The 19,515-nt window shown below is 59.6% G+C and carries 17 protein-coding genes; 5 read left to right on the top strand and 12 right to left on the bottom strand.

The window, feature by feature from the left end; genetic code table 11:
- Positions 1–123: 123 nt before the first annotated feature.
- Together FHT76_RS39510 and FHT76_RS39515 are read right to left on the bottom strand one after the other, a co-directional pair.
- On the bottom strand, positions 124–423 hold the full coding sequence (locus tag FHT76_RS39510; RefSeq protein ID WP_183758376.1) for a DUF982 domain-containing protein: 300 nt from the start codon (positions 421–423) through the stop codon (positions 124–126).
- Positions 424–493: 70 nt separating this feature from the next.
- Positions 494–964 (bottom strand): Hsp20 family protein, encoded by a 471-nt coding sequence (locus tag FHT76_RS39515; RefSeq protein ID WP_183864698.1) that lies wholly within the window; start codon positions 962–964, stop codon positions 494–496.
- Positions 965–2,503: 1,539 nt separating this feature from the next.
- On the opposite strand from FHT76_RS39515, the gene FHT76_RS39520 reads away from it, so the two are divergent.
- Positions 2,504–3,706, top strand: a complete 1,203-nt coding sequence (locus FHT76_RS39520) for a mandelate racemase/muconate lactonizing enzyme family protein (RefSeq protein WP_183758370.1) — start codon at positions 2,504–2,506, stop codon at positions 3,704–3,706.
- 17 nt (positions 3,707–3,723) lie between these two features.
- Complete coding sequence (locus FHT76_RS39525) at positions 3,724–4,647, top strand: DMT family transporter (RefSeq protein ID WP_405049341.1); 924 nt, start codon at positions 3,724–3,726, stop codon at positions 4,645–4,647.
- Positions 4,648–4,731: 84 nt separating this feature from the next.
- Here FHT76_RS39525 and FHT76_RS39530 read toward each other — a convergent pair whose 3' ends face one another.
- The 6 genes from FHT76_RS39530 to FHT76_RS39555 form a co-directional block, all read right to left on the bottom strand.
- Positions 4,732–5,736: a TRAP transporter substrate-binding protein gene (locus FHT76_RS39530; protein ID WP_183864697.1), complete on the bottom strand. Its 1,005-nt coding sequence runs from the start codon at positions 5,734–5,736 to the stop codon at positions 4,732–4,734.
- Between the two features lie 44 nt (positions 5,737–5,780).
- Entirely contained in the window at positions 5,781–7,058 is a 1,278-nt protein-coding gene (locus tag FHT76_RS39535) for a TRAP transporter large permease (RefSeq protein WP_183758366.1), read from the bottom strand.
- Positions 7,058–7,591, bottom strand: a complete 534-nt coding sequence (locus FHT76_RS39540) for a TRAP transporter small permease (RefSeq protein WP_183758364.1) — start codon at positions 7,589–7,591, stop codon at positions 7,058–7,060. Before FHT76_RS39540 ends, FHT76_RS39535 begins: the two co-directional genes overlap by 1 nt.
- A 19-nt stretch (positions 7,592–7,610) precedes the next feature.
- The gene (locus FHT76_RS39545) at positions 7,611–8,771 is read right to left on the bottom strand and encodes a fumarylacetoacetate hydrolase family protein (RefSeq protein WP_183758362.1); all 1,161 of its coding nucleotides are present in this window, start codon (positions 8,769–8,771) and stop codon (positions 7,611–7,613) included.
- Positions 8,772–8,931: 160 nt separating this feature from the next.
- Complete coding sequence (locus FHT76_RS39550) at positions 8,932–9,648, bottom strand: FadR/GntR family transcriptional regulator (protein WP_183864696.1); 717 nt, start codon at positions 9,646–9,648, stop codon at positions 8,932–8,934.
- 39 nt (positions 9,649–9,687) lie between these two features.
- Positions 9,688–11,109: an FAD-binding oxidoreductase gene (locus FHT76_RS39555; protein WP_183758480.1), complete on the bottom strand. Its 1,422-nt coding sequence runs from the start codon at positions 11,107–11,109 to the stop codon at positions 9,688–9,690.
- Positions 11,110–11,304: 195 nt separating this feature from the next.
- Here FHT76_RS39555 and denD point away from each other — a divergent pair, with 195 nt between their 5' ends.
- On the top strand, positions 11,305–12,291 hold the full coding sequence (gene denD, locus FHT76_RS39560) for a D-erythronate dehydrogenase (RefSeq protein ID WP_183758358.1): 987 nt from the start codon (positions 11,305–11,307) through the stop codon (positions 12,289–12,291).
- A 923-nt stretch (positions 12,292–13,214) separates the two neighbouring features.
- The gene (locus FHT76_RS39565) at positions 13,215–13,439 is read left to right on the top strand and encodes a hypothetical protein (RefSeq protein ID WP_183864695.1); all 225 of its coding nucleotides are present in this window, start codon (positions 13,215–13,217) and stop codon (positions 13,437–13,439) included.
- 314 nt (positions 13,440–13,753) lie between these two features.
- Here FHT76_RS39565 and FHT76_RS39570 read toward each other — a convergent pair whose 3' ends face one another.
- The 4 genes from FHT76_RS39570 to FHT76_RS39585 all read right to left on the bottom strand — a co-directional run bounded on the left by FHT76_RS39570 (position 13,754) and on the right by FHT76_RS39585 (position 18,524).
- The gene (locus FHT76_RS39570; RefSeq protein WP_183864694.1) at positions 13,754–14,278 is read right to left on the bottom strand and encodes a GNAT family N-acetyltransferase; all 525 of its coding nucleotides are present in this window, start codon (positions 14,276–14,278) and stop codon (positions 13,754–13,756) included.
- Positions 14,279–14,281: 3 nt separating this feature from the next.
- Positions 14,282–14,581 (bottom strand): DUF1778 domain-containing protein, encoded by a 300-nt coding sequence (locus FHT76_RS39575; protein WP_183864693.1) that lies wholly within the window; start codon positions 14,579–14,581, stop codon positions 14,282–14,284.
- 806 nt (positions 14,582–15,387) lie between these two features.
- The gene (locus FHT76_RS39580; protein ID WP_183864692.1) at positions 15,388–16,749 is read right to left on the bottom strand and encodes a PQQ-dependent sugar dehydrogenase; all 1,362 of its coding nucleotides are present in this window, start codon (positions 16,747–16,749) and stop codon (positions 15,388–15,390) included.
- Between the two features lie 563 nt (positions 16,750–17,312).
- A complete protein-coding gene (locus FHT76_RS39585) occupies positions 17,313–18,524 on the bottom strand; it encodes an alkene reductase (protein ID WP_259186768.1) in 1,212 nt (403 codons plus the stop codon).
- A 510-nt stretch (positions 18,525–19,034) separates the two neighbouring features.
- On the opposite strand from FHT76_RS39585, the gene trxC reads away from it, so the two are divergent.
- Positions 19,035–19,514, top strand: a complete 480-nt coding sequence (trxC, locus tag FHT76_RS39590; protein ID WP_210281058.1) for a thioredoxin TrxC — start codon at positions 19,035–19,037, stop codon at positions 19,512–19,514.
- Position 19,515 lies beyond the last annotated feature (1 nt).

Consider the following 19,515-nt stretch of genomic DNA (forward strand, 5'->3'; position numbering starts at 1 on the left):
AGCTTGCCGGCAGTGGCACGTTGATCAGTCCGGCTCACGCCGGAGAGCATGGGACCAGAGCCGTCCAGTTACACCACTGCAGTGGGCACGATCCTGAAGCACTGCGTCCATCGTCGTTGAACCTCAGCAAATGTGTGGGTCCCGGTCACGACGGGACCGTGATGTGACGACGGGATCAATCGTCGGCGCGAGCAGATCGTGCTTCTCGGCGAACCCCCTAAAGAGGCCGCGGACGGTCTCTGCTTCGATTTCACCGAGCAATGCAGCTCTGCAGGCATTCATAGCAATCGAATGCGAGGCGTCTCTCGTCGAGACTGGCCACTCAACGAGATACCGGTAAGCATCCATGACTGACTTCACCTCGACCGGCATTCCGAGGCCGACGAGAACGGATACGGGTTTCGTGAACATATCGGGTTTCATGCTTTTCTCCTTTCCAACCCGCCATGCTGCCAGGCGCCGCTCCAGCGGCGCCTCGATTTTCAGCGTTGGATTACGCAGCCTTCTGTCCTTCGATCTGAGCCGCCGGAGCCGGCAGCGCCGGATCGATCTCAATGTCGATTTTCCGCGGCTTGAGAGCTTCGGGGATCTCACGGATGAGATCGACCGATAGCAGACCGTTGACCAACTCTGCTGCGTTGACCCTGACGTGATCCGCAAGCTCGAAGCGGTGTTCGAACGGTCGGGACGCAATGCCGCAATGGAGATAGCCTTCCGCAGTCGAGTCCTGCTTCTTACCGGTCACGGTCAGGAGATTCGACTGGAAAATAATGTCCAGATCATCGCGCGCGAAGCCCGCAACAGCGATCGAAATTCGATAGCTGTCGTCGCCGGTCTTGACGATATCATACGGCGGCCAGTCACTGACTGAGCGGGCACGCTGAGCGTTCTCCAGGAGATTGAAGACGCGGTCAAAGCCAACGCTCGACCGGAAGAGTGGCGTGTAGTCATAAGATGTTGCCATAGCCATATCCTCCTTGAAGCAACATGGGTATGAAGCGCCGAAAGACAGCACTCCCAGCAAGGCCAGCCCTGTTCTAGCGGCTGGCGGAAATCGATTTGGTTTTTGCCTATTTCGGTTTCAAGGTATGACCAGCAAAAATTTCAGCGGTATCGAACAATCGCAGTCGACTTGCGGACGTGGTCGATGCGGTCAAAAGGTCCTTTCGGTCGAAGCCAACCGCATTAAGATCTTTGAGCGGTTTGCATTGAATGAAGAGATTGCTGTCAGGGAGCAGAATAGATCAGCTTGCATATCTGCTCCTGTGAATGGCGCACAACAGCGTGTGCCCAGCCGCCTTCAGTGCTTCCGCCATTGTCGTCGGCGGTGGTGGCTGACCTGCCTTTCTTGAAGCAGGTCGAGATAGCGTTTCAGCCTTTCGAGCGCTCGTAATTATAGGCGCGGGCATCATTGATAGCGAAATCAAACCGATCTCTGACGGAATGGTCGGTACTTACGTCTGCGACCAGCTTTGCGGGTTTCACAAAGTCCCGGACAAGGATTTCAGCAAGATCCCATGGGAATGAATAGCGACCGTCGCTCTGGCAAGTGAGGCTGCGATAACGCACTCACCTCAAAGGATCTTTCTGAAACCGATGTCCCAATTAAGCGAAATCCGCAACCAGCTCGTGAAACTCGTGGCCGGCCATGTTCCGGTAGTCGATCAGATGCCTTATTTCTTCACTTTCATCAGCCGAAAGCAAACCATCTTCGATCAGCGCCTACAGACATTTTTTTACCTGGTCTTTGGTATTTTTGGGCACGCGATCAACGCCACGGCCTGCCACACGCGGAAGCGATCTGTTGTCTGCACCAGACTAAGGGGGGTTTGCTTCACCTGCTCCGCATAAAACAGCAACCGGATAAGGTTGCGCTCTGGCGCACTGGGTCATGGTTTGCGGCTATCGTGGGATGGTGTAGCGTAGGCAGTTGCGGGGGCCAGTCCACGGAGAATTGTAATATTCGTGCCTGCATTCTTTCGAAGGATATGACAGTCTTGGGGAAGGAAACGAACTCTCCGAGGAAAGACGCAAAGCGCGAAAGGTGGATACGGAACTTCTCCCGCCAAGGTCTGCCAAGGCGGCTACGAAGAAAGTTGCCTTATCCAGTCGTCGAAGCTGGCCTCTGAGGCCCGCGCCACACTATCCGTATCCGGGTTCCCGTCGGAATTTAACCCTCTAAAGTCCCGAGCCGTTTTTCCGTACGCTGCTTGAATGCTCGGGCAAAATGATCGCCGCGCAAAAATCCGACGGCGGCGATATCGGAGATGCGGCGAGTATTGCTAGGATCAGCCAAGATTGACCTGATCCGTTCAAGTCGTTGGCTTTTGCAGTTAGTAGCCTGGAAAAAATTTCCGCCAAACTTAAAAATTTCCGCCAAACTTCAAGTCTCTGCCGGGACAATTCCGATTGACGCTTCTAAGATGTCCGACAACATGACAATAAGGTTGGATGAGGAAATGGCGGTGCTCGTAACAGAGCAGATATTCGGCGGGAGGGAATGATGAAGATTACAAGCCTGGAAACCGTTCGCGTTGCGGAACGCGCCAACCTGCTCTGGGTGCTGGTGCGCACCGATGAGGGTCTGACAGGACTTGGAGAAACGTTCTTCGGCGCGGAAACGGTTGAGGCCTACGTGCATGAATATATTGCTCCGCGCGTGATCGGACGCGATCCTCTTGAGATCGACAGGCTTGCAGCCGACCTCGTCGGCTATCTCGGCTTTCGGTCATCCGGCGCCGAAGTGCGTGGCAATTCCGCCTTCGATATCGCGCTTTGGGATCTTTTCGGCAAGGCGACGGGTCTGCCGATCGCGCAGTTGCTGGGCGGCTTCACCCGCAAGGAAATCCGCACCTACAACACCTGCGCCGGTACGGAATACATCAAGAAGGCGACAGGGCAGACGACCGCCAATTACGGCCTGTCCGATGGGAAGGGCTATGACGATCTGAACGGCTTCCTGCACCGCGCCGATGAACTCGCCCAGTCGCTGCTCGAAGAGGGCATCACTGCGATGAAGATCTGGCCATTCGATACCGCTGCCGAAAAATCGCGCGGAACTTACATATCCATGCCGGATCTGAAACAGGCGCTCGAACCATTCGAAAAAATCCGCTCCGCCGTCGGGGACCGGATGGACATCATGGTCGAGTTCCATTCGATGTGGCAGTTGTTGCCCGCCATGCAGATCGCCAAGGCGCTCACCCCCTACAATACATTCTGGCATGAAGACCCGATCAAGATGGACAGCCTCGCCAGCCTCAAGCGCTACGCGGAGGTTTCGCCGGCACCGATTTCTGCTTCGGAAACCCTCGGATCGCGCTGGGCCTTCCGCGACTATCTCGAAACGGGCGCGGCTGGCGTTGTGATGCTCGACATCAGCTGGTGTGGCGGACTGTCGGAAGCGCGCAAGATCGCCGCCATGGCAGAGGCCTGGCATCTTCCCGTTGCCCCGCACGATTGCACAGGTCCGGTCGTTCTCTGCGCGTCCACCCATCTTTCTCTCAACGCGCCCAATGCCCTTGTTCAGGAAAGCGTGCGTGCTTTCTACAACACTTGGTATCGCGACCTCGTCACCGCGCTTCCGCAGGTTCGCAACGGGATGATTACGGTGCCGCCGGGCTCGGGGCTTGGAATGGAACTCAACCCGGAGCTTGAGCGGGCGTTCACCGTCAGCCGTCGTGTCTCCGATTGTTCGGCCATCTGATTTGTCCGAGGATAGTCATGACCACAAACGATGAAACCGCCGTGACGGGGATGCGCTTTGGTTCGCTTGCCGGACCGGGCCTCATGCTGCTCGGCATGCTCATGTTTGCGTTGAATGACGCGATGGGAAAATGGCTTGTCGCCAGCTACGGACTGGGTCAGCTGATCCTTATCCGGAGTCTGGCGGCGTTGCTCATTCTGTCGCCTTTTCTCTGGCGGGCGGGCTGGAAACCGATCATTGAGGCCGAGAGGCCGCTGATGCAGGCGGCGCGGGTGCTGTTCTCGACGCTGGAGGTATTTTGCTTCTATTACGCTGTCATGTATCTGCCGCTGGCCGACGTCATGACCTACTGGCTGGCGGCGCCGATCTATGTGGCGGCTGCCTCCCCTCTGCTTTTGGGCGAAAAGGTCGGCTGGCGCCGGTGGACGGCGATCTTCATCGGCTTCATCGGCGTGATCATCACGCTTGAACCATCGAGTGCGATGTTCACCGTGCCGGCCGTCATTTCGATTGTTGGCACTTTCGCATTCGCCTTCATGCTGCTTTCCGGCCGAAGACTTCGGGCCACGCCAGACAAGACGCTGGTGCTGTTCCAGCTCGCCGGCGCCGGACTTGCCGGTCTTCTCTTCGCTCCATGGGACTGGAAGCCCCTGACATCTGCTCCGGAGGTCGGCTTGCTATGCCTGCTCGGCGCAGTAGCAATGGGCGCACACATCCTCGTCAACCGCGCGCTGAAGATCTCCGATGCCGCCACGGTCGCACCGTTGCAATACACCTTACTCCTGTGGGCGATCGTCTTCGGCTGGATGTTCTTCGGCGATGTGCCGCGTCTCACGATGGTGTTCGGCGCGGTATTGATCATCGGCTCCGGGCTGTTCATCTTCTTCCGAGAGCAACAGCTCAAGAAGCGCCAACCCGACGCACCACTCGACCTACCCTGACGCGTTTATCCTGAAAGCCAAGAGCCCGCTGACGACGCAGCGGGCTCTTACGACGATCACACCGAAATCTGGCCTGCCCGCAGTTTACTTGCGGATCGCGGCAAGCTCGGCGAGGATGCCATCGACGACATCGGCGCCGATCTCAGCCTTGTGCTTTTGATAGACGACCATGGACTTCTCGCGGATGCGGGCCTGCTCTTCCGGCGAAAGCACGTTCACCTCAAGACCGGCTGCCTTGATCTTCTCCAGCGATTTCTTGTTCAGATCGCCAATGACCTGACGCTCGACGTCACGCCCGACAATAGCGCATTCCCGCAAAGCGGCCTGATCTTCGGGCGAGTACGTATCAAAGATCGCCTTGGAAAAGAGGAAGAGGAACGGCGTGTAGGCGTGGTTGGTTTGGGTGATATATTTCTGTACTTCGAAGAACTTCGACGTGTCGATGGTCACATAAGGGTTTTCCTGGGCATCGATCGTCTTGGTTTCGAGAGCCGAGAAGACTTCGCCGAATGCCATGGGCGTCGCATTGGCGCCAAGGTTCTGGAAGGTATCGAGGAACACGTTGTTCTGCATGACGCGAACCTTCATGCCCTCCAAGTCCTCCCATTTGTTCACCGGACGAACCGAATTGGAAAGGTTACGGAAGCCGTTTTCCCAATAGGCGAGATTGACGAGGCCCACGGCCGCCAGCTTCTCGTTCATCATCTCGCCGAACTTGCCGTCCAGCACCTTGTAGGCTTCCTCCGAGGTGGAGAAGAGGAACGGCAGATCGAAGACGCCAAGTGCAGGCTCGATACCGACGAGCGGCGAAGAGGACGTCACGACGGCTTCCTGGACGCCCGAGCGCAGTGCCTGGGTCGCCTGCAGGTCACCTCCCAGGGCACCGCCCCAGAATGCCGTCAGCTTCAGTTTCCCGCCTGATTTTTCGTCCAGGCATTTCTGCATCGCCTCAATGCCGTTACCGACCGGGTGATCGGCATTGATGCCGTTGGAGACGCGGATGTTACGCTCGGTAAACTCGGCGAAGGCCGGCGCGGAAGCAGACAGGGTGAAGGCGATGGCAGTTGTGGCAAGTAGCAGGTTTCGCATGATATCCTCCCATGGATGTTGGAAACAGAAGTGACCAGCCGGCTTCAGTGCAGCCAGCGAGCCGGTACGATAACCAGGTCTGGAAACAGGACCAGGAGCAGAAGTACGAGCGTTTGGGTGAGCAGGAACGGCCAGACTCCAACCGTAACCTTGCCCAGGGGAACGCGGCCGACGCCGCTGACAACGTTGAGAACGACCCCTACCGGCGGCGTCAGAAGACCAATGCAGTTGTTCATGATAAAAAGAACGCCGAAGTAGACCGGATCGATGCCTGCCTGCTTGATGATCGGCATCAGGACCGGCGTCAGGATCAGGATGGTCGGCGTCAGGTCCAAGGCTGTGCCCACGATCAGCACCAGGATCATGATCACGAACATCAGCAAGGTCGGACGGTCGATCAGCGGCTCTATGAGGCCGGTAATTTCCGCCGGAATATTGGCGGCTGTGATTAACCATGCGGAAACGAGCGCCGCGCAGACAAGGAACATGATGACGGAGGTGGTCTTGGCCGCCTGAAGGATAACCCGTGGAAGCTCCTTGGGCGTGAGCTCCCGGTAAATCACCATGCCGACGAAGAGCGCATAGGCTGCGGCGACTACGGCAGCTTCCGTCGGCGTCACCACGCCCGCCTTGATGCCGCCAAGGATGATGACAGGCATGCCGAGCGCCCACAGAGCGCGACCGGTTGCCCGAATGCGCTCCGCACCCGACACACGCGGCAATGGCTGGACATTGTCTTTGCGCACGACCATCAGCCATGTCACGACCAAGGCAAGGCCCATCATCAGGCCCGGCACGATACCGGCCATGAAGAGCTGCGTGATCGAGACGTTGGCGGCAACGCCGAACACGATGAAAGCCATCGACGGGGGGATGACGGGCGCGATGATGCCACCTGCGGCAATGAGGCCGGCTGAGCGTGGAACGTTATAGCCCGCCTTTGCCATCATCGGAATGAGAATGGCCGCGAGCGCAGCAGTATCGGCCGCCGCCGAACCGGAAATGCTGGCCATGATCAGCGCCGCAACGATCGCGACGATGCCCAGGCCGCCGCGGATATGCCCCACGCAGGCAATGGCGAAATCGATGATGCGCCGCGACAGGCCGCCGGCATTCATCAGCTCTCCTGCCAGAATGAAGAACGGGATAGCCAGCAACGTGAATGTATCGGCGCCGGCAATCATGTTCTGCGCGATGATCTGCGTATTGAACATTCCCATGTACCACATGAGAACAACGCCGCAGAACATCAGCGAGAATGCGACCGGCACCCCGATGGCCATGGCACCAATCAGTGAAGCGACGAAAACTAAAAGCGTCATCAGGTCCGCTCCGCCATCTGTTCGATCGTCAGATTCTCGCCCACAAACGCTTCGATTTCCTCCTGCGTCACACGGCCCGTGATCAGGCGGAAAAGGCGCTCCAGCGCGATGACGGCGCAACAGAAGCCGGTAAAGAAGCCACTGCCGTAGACGAAGCCCATGGAGAGGCCGGTCACCGGGGCCTTCATGCTCCAGTTGATCGGCAGTTGCTTCCACGTACCCCAGAAGAAGATAGCCGCACAGGCGATGATCACCAGATTGCTCAGGATCATGCAAAGGATGCGCCCCTTGCGGCCCAGCAGCGCAACGAGGGTTTCGACGCCAAGATGCCCATGTTCCCGGAACGTCACGACGGCGCCAATGAAAGTCAGCCAGATGAAGAAGTAGCGTGCGAGTTCGTCCGAGACCGTCAGGCCGGAGTTTAACGTATAGCGCATGATGACGTTCACGAAGACCATGATCGCCATGCCCGAAAGCAGGATGATCAGTAAGAATTCGAGAGCCTTGTAGAAATGGTCGACTACCTTCTGCACGCTTTACTCCCAGTCTGCGTTACAACAGGCCACGCTTGGCCAGGTTTTTCATCAGCGCAGCCACGCCGAAGGTCCATTCGGGGCAAGCATCACTACGATCGACCCAGTTTACCAGACGGCCAAGCAACGGTGTCGCAATTTCCACCCGGTCGCCGATTTCATGCGTAAATCCCTGCCCTGCCCCGCGCCGATCCTTCACGGGAGCGAACATGGTGCCGAGGAAAAGTACAGCGCCGTCGGGATACTGGTGATTGCGATTGAGCAACTGACGGGCAAGGTCGGAGGGCCTGCGGCTTATCGCCTCCATTGGGCTCTCGCCTGTCATTCGGAAACCGTCCTTGCCCTCGACGGACAAGGCAACGCGGACTTTGCCGAGTTCTTCCAGCGTGAACTTGTCATCGAAGAGGCGAATGAAAGGGCCGATGGAACACGAGGCGTTGTTGTCCTTCGCCTTGCCGAGCAACAGCGCCGAGCGTCCTTCGATATCGCGAAGATTAACATCGTTTCCGAGCGTGGCGCCGACGATTTCGCCGGAGGACCTGAGGACGAGGACCACTTCCGGCTCGGGATTGTTCCATTGCGAGATCGGATGGATCCCGACCAGTGAAGCGCAGCCGACTGCCGACATGGGTTGCGACTTGGTAAAGATTTCGGCATCCGGCCCGATGCCCACCTCAAGGTACTGCGACCAGAGGTTCATCTCCTGGAGAAGTTCCTTCACTCGTGCAGCCTGCTCGGAACCGGCGACGAGACCCCTAAGGCTGTCGCCCAGAACTGGCGCGAGACGCCCGCGGATATCCGACGCGCGGGACGCATCTCCCTTCGCCTGCTCTTCGATCACACGTTCAAGCATGCTGTCGGCAAACGTGACCCCGGCCGCCTTGATCGCCTGCAGATCGATCGGAGCCAGTAATTGACCAGCCTGACCCGACAGAAAATCATCGATCGACCCGAGATCGGGAAGCTCTCCCGCCGCCTCCAATTCGCCGGCGAAATCCTCCTTTTCAAGCAGTTCGGAAACAGTGACGGAAACCGAGGACAGGTCGAGGAGCCGCTCGCCCCGCACTAAGGCTGGGCAAGGGCCGCCAGCCGTATTCGACCAGACGCGACCAACAAGCAGCGCATCAGCGGCATCTGTAGGCAGAATATCCGAAGCTCGAAGTGACGTAGTCGAACCCAAGCAAACCTCCTCACAGCCACGACACGATGATCTCCCGTCATCTTGCCCGATTGTCAGGATGTCTGACAATGATGGACCTGTTTTGTAGTCATACTTCCGTGCGCTGTCCAGCGCCGAAAATCACCTGATAAAAACGGCAAGCGGGCAGCGCCGGAAGATTTCAATCCGCCTCAAGGGTGAGATCCAGCCGACTGGCCGCGCCGAGCAAATGCCGCTTCATCGCCTCGCGCGCACGTTTTGGGTCGCGGCTAGCAATGGCATCGCGGATCGCCACATGCTCGGCAATCGTCAGTTCCACAATTTCTTCAAGGACTGCTGCGGCCCGCGCGGCGTTGATGGCAAGACTGATGCGCTCTGCTATGAAGCCGACGAACAGGGCAAAATATTCGTTGCGGGTCGAAGCTGCAATGACACGATGAAAGATCAGGTCGGCAACGATCCCCTGATCCGTCCATTTGTCCGCCCCCATCATGCTCGCCAAGGCTTCGTCAAGCTTTGTCAGATCGCTATCGACATGATGCGTTGCCGCAAGGCCGGCGGCTTCGATTTCCAGCGGCATGCGCAACTGGAACAGATCCCGGAAGCTCGCGCGGTCATGAAGATCATCCTGCTCGATGCGGATCGACTGGCGCGCCTTGATCTCGGTTGCGAAGGCTCCAACGCCCTGTCTGGTCTCAACCAGACCCTCGTTGCGCAACTGAGCAATCGCCTCGCGTACTACCGAGCGGCTGACGCCGAAACTGCTGGCGAGGAAGTGTTCGGTCGGCAGCTTGCTCCCCGGCGGTATACGGCCGTCCGTGATCTCGCGGGCAATCTGGGCGGCAATTCGCGCCGGAAGATGCTCGTTGCGCCTGATCTGTCCAAAATCCAGTGACATGCCTTTTTCGCCTTAACACACTGCCGCCTATGAATGCCGCTAGAAATCCAGTTGGCAACCCGGATTCATCACGCCTTGCGGATCGACAGCCTTTTTCAATGCTGCAACCAATCCTCGTTGGATCGGAGGGATACGCATCTCATAGTCCGCCTTCTTCAGACGGCCAATACCGTGCTCGGCGCTGATCGAACCGTGATAGGTATCGACGACCGCATTGATCGCCTTCTTCGCATCCTGGATGCGCGCCTCCATCTCTGCGCGGGACAGGCCGCCCGGCGGCAGCACGTTCAGATGCACATTGCCATCGCCGACATGACCGTAGGAGACACAAACACCGTCCGGCACCGCAGCGGCCACTGCCTGTTCGGCGTCGCGCACGAAGTCGGAAAGGCGCGAAAGCGGGACGGAGACGTCCGTCCGCAGATGTGGCCCGCGCTTCGCCTGCCCCTCGTTCATTGCCTCACGGAAAAGCCAAAGGTTGCGCGCCTGCGTCCTTGAGCTTGCAATCACACCGTCCGGAACAAGCCCTTCGTCCATAACGGCACCCAGGAACCGCTCCATGAGGTCGTAGATATCGACAAGGCCAGACCCGGATATCTCCATAAGCACATAGGCGGGGTAATCTCCGGATATTGGCATCGCAAGGTCCGGAATTGCCTCGCGGGCGAGGACGAAAGCAAGCGGCGGCATGAACTCGAAGGCGGACATCAGATCGCAGCAATCGCGACGCGCGCGGCGGAAAAGCGTGATCCCATCCTCGAGCGAATTGAGCCCGAGAAGCGCGGTTGCGACCTGATCCGGTTCCGGCGTCAATTTTACGGCGACGGCGGTGATGATACCGAACAACCCTTCCGCGCCGATAAAGATCTGCTTCAGATCGATGCCGCGATTATCCTTGCGAAGTGTCGACAATCCGTCGAGAATCGAACCGTCCGGCAGAACCGCTTCAAGGCCAAGCACCAGCTCTCGCGTCATCCCGAAGCGCAATACATTGATACCGCCCGCATTGGTCGACACATTGCCGCCGATCCGGCAGGACCCTTGTGCCCCAAGCGCCAGCGGGAAGAACATGCCCTCCCGCGCGACAGCATCCTTGAATTCCGACAGGATGCACCCGGCCTCCACCACAGCGGAGAAGTCGTCAGCGTCAATGCGGCGGATTTTGCTCATCCGCTCGAGACTAATCACCACCTGATCCTCCGGACGATCGGGGATTGCTCCCAAGGCCAGCCCCGTATTGCCGCCCTGCGGAATGATCGACAGGCCGAGTGCGACGCAAGCCTTTACGGCCGCGGACACCTCTTCGGTCGTGCGCGGGCGCAACACCGCGACCGCGCTGGACGTCACGTCTCCATGCCAGTCCCGGCAATATTTATCGACCGCCTCGCCCGATAGTACCATATCGGCCCCGAGGGATCGGTTCAGGGCATCGATGGCATGCCTTTGCCGGTCGAAGCCCATGCCAGCGTCAATTTCGTTCACGGTTTTCCTCACTTTTTTGCACGCACCGAAAAACCTGTCGATGGACCCGGCACTGCAGTAAATATGCTGTTTTCAAACGAATGATATAAGGTTATCAGACAACCTTACAATATATTTTATTGTGGCGCCTGTCTCTCATCGGATCGGTGTTCCGTAGGCTGGGAGGAAAAACAGTTGCACATTCTCATCATCGGCGCCGCCGGCATGGTCGGGCGCAAACTCGCGCAGAGGCTCGCCAAAGACGGCACACTGGACAGCCGCCCGATCGAGAGCATGACACTCGTTGATGTCGTTACGCCAGAACCGCCGCAAGGCTTCGGCGGAAAGGTGGCGATGGAAACGGCAGACCTCTCGACTCCCCGAGAAGCGGCGCGGCTCGTCGCTCTCCGTCCAGATGTGATTTTCCACCTCGCCGCCATCGTATCGGGTGAAGCCGAACTCGATTTCGACAAGGGCTATCGCATCAACCTCGACGGCACGCGGTTCCTGTTCGACGCGATCCGCCTGGCCCATGGTGAGGATGGCTACAAACCCCGCGTCGTCTTCACCTCCTCGATCGCCGTGTTCGGCGCCCCCCTGCCCTATGCCATCTCGGACGAATTCCACACCACGCCGCTGACCAGCTACGGAACGCAGAAGGCGATCTGCGAGTTGTTGCTTTCGGACTATTCGAGACGTGGCTTTTTCGAAGGCATCGGAATTCGCCTGCCGACCATCTGCATTCGCCCTGGAAAGGCGAACAAGGCGGCTTCCGGTTTCTTTTCAAACATCCTGCGCGAGCCCCTCGTCGGTCAGGAAGCCGTTCTGCCCGTACCGGATGATGTGCGCCACTGGCATGCGTCGCCTCGGTCCGCCGTCGGTTTCCTCATCCATGGCGCGGCGATCGATGTCGAGAAGGTTGGCCCGCGGCGCAACCTGTCCATGCCTGGGCTCAGCGCGACTGTCGGCGAGCAGATCAAGGCGCTGCGCCGCGTTGCCGGCGAGAAGGCCGTGGCGCTGATCCGGCGGGAGCCTGATGAGATGATCATGCGCATGTGCGCCGGCTGGGCACCGGGATTTGAGGTAAAGCGGGCAACTGCGCTCGGCTTTACCGCCGAAAAATCCTTCGACGAAATCATCAGGGTCCATATCGAAGACGAACTTGGAGGTAGGCTGCCATGACAACCGGAACCGGACAACAGAGGCGAAACATCCCCTTTCTCGGAACCGGCCCCGCCCAAAACAGCGGACTGGGCGAACGCACTCCATTTTCCACTTCGATCTATCCCGCGGACGTTTTAGCCGTGCTGGAAGTACGCCGAGGCCGTAATAAGAGGCCATCGCGCCATAGCTGCGGTTGATCTCGGGATCGAAAAAGCTGGCACGACGGACGCCTGGCTTCAGATTGTCGGGAACGATCAGCCGGGGAACGCCGCCGAAGACGCGAAACATCCGGACATGCGAGCCGACCCAGTCGGGGAGCGTTTGCGTCCAGCTCGCCTCCGCATAGGTGAAGCTCGATGCACCGAGCACCGCCACGAAGATCTCCGCCTCGCGGATCGGGCCTTGCGATCAACATCGGGATCTTTTTGCCGGATAGTCGACGAACACCTTGTCGCCGGCCGCATGCTCCTCGCGCATCGTCGGTGAAAGCCGCTGTTGGAAACCACGCAGGAGTTCACAAAGCGGCTATAGCCGTAACCGTCGAGTGCGACCCACGATGCTCCTCCCGCAGGAGAGCTCGGTAACGCCGGGCTTCTTGAGCTCGATGGCAAGATCGGAGCCATTGGGCTCGATCCTCCTTCTCGTGCCCCGTTTGATGCCATTCCGAGCAAACAGTTTGCTCTCGAGCGCATCGTCAGTTAGGTCCCGGGGATGGGGTTAATTTAACCCCACCGCCGCCGCGCGCTGCAAATTATCCTGCACCGTGCTTCACGCAATTCCCAACACGACGGCAATCTCACGCGAGCTGGTTTCGCTTGCCGCAAGGCGCAGCATTGGTTGCAAATGTTTCATACTCAGCCTTCTCTTTGCCGGCATCTACATGCCCTCGTTCATCGTGAGGTATTTGATATCAAAGTTGCTGACCCAGGGAGTGATCTTCAGTGCCGAAAACTTGCCGGTCTTTGATCGGATTGGCGGCCGGCTTCACGTCGGAATCCGCAGAGAAGACGCCCGCCTATGAGGTGGGCAAGCAGAAGAGCCTGCCTTCGCGCAAGGGCCCATTGAACGCGGAGCTTGTTGCGATCAAGTCGAAACAGGCGAGCCTCGTGCAACTCATTCAGGACCGCCATGCCGACGGCCGGCTGCGGCTTTGCCATCCTGGATGATCAACTGGGCGAACTGGAGTCACGCGGGAGACGCTGGTTCTGCAACCCGCCCACTCGCAAGCGCCGGTCGAGTATTTCCATGAGAATATGGCGAAGCTGAAGGCGCAGTTCAATAGTTCAATCCCGCCAATGCCGAGACCAGCATCCGCAAGCTGATCTTCTAGGCACGCAACATCGCCGACGAACATGCCAAGTAGCGGCTGATGCCGATGGTGCGTGATCTCATCCCGACCGTCGTGATCAGCCTCTTCGTGGTCCTTTATCAAATGCGTTCATTGGCTTTTGCCCGATTGGCTGGATTGGGAAACTTCAGATTATTTGCCCTGCCCTTGCGACCGCGCCTCCGCCAGCGATGCGGCGATTGCAGCGATCGAGCAAAACAGGACGAGCGGGTCGTCCTTCGAGGGCGTGAAACCTCGGCGCTGCCAGAACTGAGCCGCTTCGTGATCGACGGCGTTGACCATCAACGCTCGGCCACCGATCAGAGCAGCGGCCTGGACGCATCGCTCAAGGGCATGTTTCACCAGACCTGTACCGATACCTCTTCCCGCCCATTCCGTGTCCGTCGCAAGCTGGCCGAGGAGAAGACAGGGAACCGGATCGGGCGGTTGCCCGTTACGGATTGAGCGCGGCAGGATCGCAGGAACGACAGCGGTCGGCGCCAAGCCATAATATCCGACGACGCGCCCCGCCTTGTGGACGACGAGAACCGCCGTGAAACCTTTCTCCTGATTGGAAAGCGCACGCGTCTTTAGCCAATGATCGAGCGTCGGCTTGCCGCAGGAGAATTCGGAAACATTATGCGCCGCCGTAAGCGGTTCTGGAGCCGATAAAGCCACGGCTTATTGCTTCGGCTTGTAGTCGGCTTCCCACGGAGCGGGGCGCCTGGCCAGTTCCACCATCTCGGGAACAGGAGCGGCCGGTCGGGACAAGACACCCATAAAATCGGCAAAGCCTTCCGGGCTCATGCGGATGAGTCCCTGCTCCATAACGACTTCCTCGGCGGCGCGCACGGCGGCCTCCCGCACGAAATCGGTTCGCGAGCGGCCGCGCAGGCTTGCTGCACGATCGATCATTGCGACGTCTGCTTCTGGCAAGCGCATGGAGATCGGGTATTCCTTGCGTTCGACAGTGGCGGCCATGACTTATCTCCTTTACGAGGAAAATAGCGACTTGTAGCGCCAAATGCAATACGATACTATCAATCTTGTTCACCTGCCTTGGCTGCCATCCGCCAGGCCGACCGTGGCACGCTGCTCCCAGACATAGCCCAAACCGACAGACCCTGTATGGCTTGGACGATAAGCTCGTGATCGTCGAGGACGAGAGGGCCCGTGGGCCAGTAGTCGACGGCCCCACCGTCCTTGCGAAACTCCCACGCGAAGCGATTGCCGTTCGGAAAACACCGTAGTCATCCTGAATCATGACATGGACGTCGCTGCCACGAGTGACTGGGGCATCGACCTCGGGCCCGGAGCCGGCGACGATGGGGGGCAGGTGGTCGCCAACGGAACTCCAGTCCAGGCCGCTAGCGAGAAGGGCCGGACTGCCCCATTCCTGAGGAGGTACATTTAAGGTCCGCGCCCCTGCTACAGCAACACACCCCACTCGGTCGACGGATATTCGACGGTTGCCGCAGTCTCACTAGTCGAGGGTCGCACATCGGCGAAACGACGTGGCAGTTGCGTGCCTCGACTTGAGGGCAAAGCTGTGCCGGTTGCCCATCTTCGCCGCCAACAACTTGCATCTGCTGCAGCCGTGGGCGACGCACCCTTTGTGGCAAATTGCCGGGTGGATTGGTGAGCCCTATCGCATCCGACTGTACGGGTTCTGGATGCTCCGAGCGCTAAACTTGGCTTGGGTTGCGAGACGGGCCGCGCATTCCTAGGGTTCACGCCTCGCTCATGACGATCACCCCAAATTGGCTTCTAGCGGCCGAGGACACCATTTACTTTGCCAACCCGCCGTAAGCGATACGCCAGATGCTGCCATTACCGTCCTCGCTGACGAATAGCGACCCATCCTGCCCGACGGCGACGCCGACAGGGCGGCCCCAGACATCGGTATCCGAAGCCACCATTCCAGTCATGAAGTCCTCATAGGCGCCGGTTGGCTTGCCAGCCTCATCGAACAAGAGGCGGACAACCTTGTAACCGGTACGCTTGCCGCGGTTCCAGGAGCCATGCATCGCAACGAAGGCGCTGCCCTTATATTCGGCCGGGAACATCTCGCCCTCGTAAAAGGCGATCTGCAGTGGCGCCGAATGGGCCTGCATCAGCACGTCCGGTATCGTCACCTTGTCCTTGAGGTCGGGACGCGCGCCGGCGTGACGCGGGTCCTCGTGTCCGCCGATATAGTACCAGGGCCAGCCATAGGTCGCGCCCTGCTGCACCGCGGTGGCATATTCGAATGGTGTGTCGTCGCCCAGCCCGTCGCGCTCATTGACGACGCACCAGGGATTACCCGTTGCCGGTTGGATGGCGATGCCTGCGCAATTGCGGAGCCCGGTTGCATAGACCTGCTGGTTTTTGCCCTCCGGATCATAGGCCAGGACCATGGCGCGCCCTTCCTCCGTGTCCCAGGTCGCGCCGAGCGGCAGGTTCTTGTTGACCGCTTCGATGCCCCCCAAGAACGAGACTGGAAACATATCGAGCGCGACATTTGATCCCGACCCCACCGAGAGCAGCAAGATCTTGCCGTCGGGCGTAAAGGTGATGTCGCGGGTATAGTGATGCGTCCACAGGATGCGTGGAACAATGACTTCAGGTTCGCCCTTCGCCTCGATGTCACCGCTCTTGTAAGGGTAGCGGATGACGCTGTCGCTACTGGCAATGTAGATCCACTCCGGATCGGCGCCCGGCGGATAGAATGCTATGCCGAAAGGTTTGTTCAGCCCGCTGGCGAAGACTTGCGGCTCTGCCGTCGTGCCGTCTTTTGCCAGGCGCAGCACCCTGACATCGTTCGACATGCTTTCTGCGATAAACAGGTCGCCATTGGGGGCAACGCGTATGGCTCGCGGCCCCTTGAGATTCAGCGCGACCGGTTCGACGGTGAAACCGTCCGGCACGAGAGGCTTGGCGCCTTCCGGGATCGGAACGATCGCGCCAAAATTCTGCGTGTCGCTGGCGGTGGGCTGGGGCATATCCTCAACCGTGAACTGGCGGCGAACGCCAGGCTTGTCCTGCTCCCAGCTGCCGAAGGCGTCCGTGCCGGTCAAAACCTGGGTGCTGTCCTGCGCCATGCCATGCCCAAGGCCGACACCCGCAGATAAGGTCAACGTGACTATGACCGTCCTTGCAACGCTAGACATATGCATGCTCCTTTCCTGCGGATGGCCTCCCCCGCCCCCCACACTGCAATGGTGAGCGGTTGGTGACCCTGACGGATGTCAACAGGTGAAAAAGTCCCGGCCGCCACCGGTGCCCGGCGAGCGGGGCCGCTGCCGCGGTGAACGTCCACCTGCGTCCGCCTCGGCGTGAAGCACCTGTATCACGCTCAGTGCCCCGCCCAAGGCATCTCTCCGGAGGCACGCAAAAGGTTGCACAGGTCGTCGAGAGGCCTTCGCGGCCAGTGACCGCAATTGGCGCGAGGCGGTTGACACCCTCTCAAGCCGACAGTCCGCTTCCCATCTGTGGACGCCCCATGAGACGCAAGCGGTTTCTTGAAGCTTGGCACGTGGTCGGAGGCTGCCATCTGTCCGGTCTCTGATGTAGCACCGGAGGCTGCGGGCCCGTATGGGAGTTCGCGGACCGGATCCATATCACCCACAGCGTGCTCAAGGCACAGTGGAAAGCCCTGGTTTTTTCCGTTTCGAAGGAGCTGGTTTGCCGGAACGATCGCGGGAACTGCCGCTCCAGAGAAAGCCGTCGCGGCTTACCGCCACCGCTCGTCGACGCACGCCTTCGGTTGTTCGCCTCGATCCTGAGCCAGTGATGGATAGTCTGTGTATCCCTTCTCGCCGCCGCCATAATACGTCGTCGGATCTTCGGCATTGAGAGGCGCGCCGGTGCGCAAACGCTCCGCCAGGTCGGGATTGGCGATGAACTGTCGGCCGAACGCGATCAGGTCGGCCTTGCCTTCGCGAAGCCACTGCGCCGCGGTGTCGGGCTTGAAGCCGCCCGCCACTATCAGGGTTCCCTTGAAGTTTTTCCTGATCGTCTCGACCATACCCAGCGCCCGTGGATCCGGAGCGTCGCCGCGCTGCATCTGCTCCATGGCCGGGTTGACGATATGCAGATAGGCAAAGCGGAAGTCGCTCAGGCGCTCAGCGACATAGCCAAAGGTTGCCTCCTGTTGGTCGTCGTGGATGTCGTTCGCCGTGCCCATCGGCGACAGCCGCACTCCGATGCGATCCGGCCCCCAGACCCGCATCACGGCCTCGGCGATCTCGATCAGCAATCGCGCTCGGTTCTCGACCGGGCCGCCATAGAAGTCGGTACGTCGGTTGGTGCCGGTCTCGATGAACTGATCGAGCAGATAGCCGTTGGCGGCGTGGATCTCGACGCCATCGAAGCCGGCGGCCTGAGCGTTTCTGGCGGCGCGTTCATACTGCGCCACGATGTAGGGCATTTCTTCGATGTCGAGAGCGCGCGGTCGCACGAACGGGACCAGCTCGCCTTCGCCGCGCTCGTTCTCGATGAAGGCCGTCCCTTCCGGCACGATGGCGGACGGGGCGGCGGGGAGCATGTTGTCGGGCTGCAGGGCGGGATGCGAAATACGCCCGACGTGCCAAAGCTGGTTGAACATCAATCCGCCGGCCTGATGCACCGCTTGGGTGACCCGTTGCCATGCCTCTACCTGCTCACGACTGTGGATGCCGGGCGTCCAGGCGTAACCCTGTCCTTGCATCGAGACCTGGGTTGCCTCGCTCACGATCAACGCCGCGGATGCGCGCTGCGCGTAGTAGCAGGCGGCAAGGGAACTCGGCACATTGCCCGGCTGGCGCGCCCGCGAGCGCGTCAGCGGTGCCATGACGATGCGATGCTGCAGGTTGAAGGGTCCAAGCCGGTACGGCTGGAACAGCACGTCCGTGTCCGGCGCATGAGTAGCACCGGGGGATTGTTTAATGGTAGCTGCCTCGTCCATATTCCATCCTTCAGAGATTGGAATTGCCAGGTCTCCAGGACCCTCATCGCGGAATGTTAGGAGCACAGCGATCCGCCTCAACTGACGCCCGTCAGTGCGGCTTACGATTTGCTGCCGAGACCGACGACGGCGCTCGGCCAACGATCGTTCATGCCATGCATGAAGAATCGGCGACTATCCGGTCGCGCTCGATTGCTGACGCCCGTCAATGACGGATGGGCGTTGGCTTGCTATAAGGCCCAGGAGATCGTTGGCCCAATGGGGTTGCCAGCCGGTTACAACCGCGCTGTATCCGTCTGGTCCCAGAGACGGTGAGGGGGTGATGCCGGTCCCTGTCAACGCAATGGTCCAATCCGTTGGCGAAGCCGAGGAGTTGGTCGACATTCGCCGTACGCACAGGATCGGCGCACTGATCGAAGCGTGAAGCGGCGCCTTCCCGTGCAGATCAGCCAAAGCTAGCGCGCCGCTCCGACTGCACCCTACCTGCCGCGCCCTATCAAGGAGACGCCGATGTCCCAATCGACCACCGATAGCCGGCCGGAAGCATCTGGCGAGATCCTGTTCGTCGCCTGTCCGGTCGATGCATCAGTGAACCGCGTCCCCCGCGCAAAACTCGACCGCAACCCGAAATGCGGGAGGTGTCACAACCCCCTCTTCGCTGGCAAAGTCGTCGAGCTCAACGGCGCGAACTTCGATTCGCACGCGCTCAAGAGCGACCTGCCGGTCGTGATCGACTTCTGGGCGGAATGGTGCGGTCCGTGCCGGATGATGACTCCCAATTTCGAGAGTGCGGCACCGCGGCTGGAGCCGCGGGTGCGGCTTGGCAAACTCGACACCGAGGCGGAACCCGCTATTGCCGGGCGCTACGGCATTCGCAGCATTCCGAGCATGATCATGATTAGCAAAGGGCAAGAGATCGCTCGCACCTCGGGCGCGATGCCGACGTCGGCGATCGTCGATTGGGTCGAGCAGGCGCTAAACAGGGCTTGAG

The sequence above is a fragment of the Rhizobium sp. BK176 genome, assembly GCF_024808055.1.

Bases quoted from the DNA above. Each gene is read 5' to 3' on its own strand.
- FHT76_RS39510 (WP_183758376.1), bottom strand. From the start codon at position 423: ATGAAACCCGATATGTTCACGAAACCCGTATCCGTTCTCGTCGGCCTC.
- FHT76_RS39515 (WP_183864698.1), bottom strand. From the start codon at position 964: ATGGCAACATCTTATGACTACACGCCACTCTTCCGGTCGAGCGTTGGC.
- FHT76_RS39520 (WP_183758370.1), top strand. From the start codon at position 2,504: ATGAAGATTACAAGCCTGGAAACCGTTCGCGTTGCGGAACGCGCCAAC.
- FHT76_RS39525 (WP_405049341.1), top strand. From the start codon at position 3,724: ATGACCACAAACGATGAAACCGCCGTGACGGGGATGCGCTTTGGTTCG.
- FHT76_RS39530 (WP_183864697.1), bottom strand. From the start codon at position 5,736: ATGCGAAACCTGCTACTTGCCACAACTGCCATCGCCTTCACCCTGTCT.
- FHT76_RS39535 (WP_183758366.1), bottom strand. From the start codon at position 7,058: ATGACGCTTTTAGTTTTCGTCGCTTCACTGATTGGTGCCATGGCCATC.
- FHT76_RS39550 (WP_183864696.1), bottom strand. From the start codon at position 9,648: ATGTCACTGGATTTTGGACAGATCAGGCGCAACGAGCATCTTCCGGCG.
- FHT76_RS39555 (WP_183758480.1), bottom strand. From the start codon at position 11,109: ATGGGCTTCGACCGGCAAAGGCATGCCATCGATGCCCTGAACCGATCC.
- FHT76_RS39575 (WP_183864693.1), bottom strand. From the start codon at position 14,581: ATGGCCGCCACTGTCGAACGCAAGGAATACCCGATCTCCATGCGCTTG.
- FHT76_RS39580 (WP_183864692.1), bottom strand. From the start codon at position 16,749: ATGTCTAGCGTTGCAAGGACGGTCATAGTCACGTTGACCTTATCTGCG.
- FHT76_RS39585 (WP_259186768.1), bottom strand. From the start codon at position 18,524: ATGGACGAGGCAGCTACCATTAAACAATCCCCCGGTGCTACTCATGCG.
- trxC (WP_210281058.1), top strand. From the start codon at position 19,035: ATGTCCCAATCGACCACCGATAGCCGGCCGGAAGCATCTGGCGAGATC.